The organism is Xanthobacter sp. BG11Y11_SDJG (genome assembly GCF_057364445.1).
Map to the genome: position 1 here is coordinate 1 of NZ_JBNFNU010000816.1, position 730 is coordinate 730.

Genomic DNA, 730 nt, shown 5'->3' on the forward strand with positions numbered 1-730 from the left:
CCCGACGCGATCGCCGCCGCCCAGCGCGCGCTCGATGCCGAACATCGACCCAATGGACGACGCCGAAATCCCCGCCGCCAATGCGCGCCACCTCGCCCGCGTGCTGCTGGGCCGGCTCATCCGCAAGCTGGAGCGGGCCAATGGACCCTGCCGGCACCGGACCTCATGCCGCTTGCGCTCACCGTCAACGGCGCGCGGGTGGCCCGCATGGTGGCGCCGCGCACCACTTTGGCCGATTTCCTGCGCATCGAGCTGGAGCTCACCGCCACCCATGTGGGCTGCGAGATGGGCGCCTGCGGCGCCTGCCTGGTCCTGCTCGACGGCGCGCCCGTGCATGCCTGCCTCGTCTTCGCGGTGCAGGCGGAGGGCCGGCAGGTGGAGACCGTGGAGGGCCTCGTGGCGCGCGGCGCGCTGGCCCGGCTTCAGGAGACCTTCCATGCGCGCAACGCGCTCCAGTGCGGCTTCTGCACCCCCGGCATGCTGGTGAACGCGTTCGCGCTCCTGGAGCGCGGCGGCGTGCCTGAGCGCGCGGACATCCGCGACGCCATTTCCGGCAATTACTGCCGCTGCACCGGCTACGAGGCGATCGTCGATGCCATCGAGGCCGCCGCCCGCGCGGCGGACCAAGAGGGCGCACGATGAACGCCCCCCTTGCCTTCGATGGGCGGGACCGGTGCGCCGGCCGACGGCGGCTTCCCGCGTCGCCGCCGCCGGCCCCCATGTGGGCGCG

General features: G+C 73.7%; 1 protein-coding gene. It reads left to right on the plus strand.

Annotation, left to right across the window (positions count from 1 at the left end; all coding sequences use genetic code 11):
• Nucleotides 1–165: 165 nt before the first annotated feature.
• Nucleotides 166–642, plus strand: a complete 477-nt coding sequence (locus AC2W7M_RS26725) for a (2Fe-2S)-binding protein (RefSeq protein ID WP_486136230.1) — start codon at nt 166–168, stop codon at nt 640–642.
• The last annotated feature ends 88 nt before the right edge of the window (nt 643–730 follow it).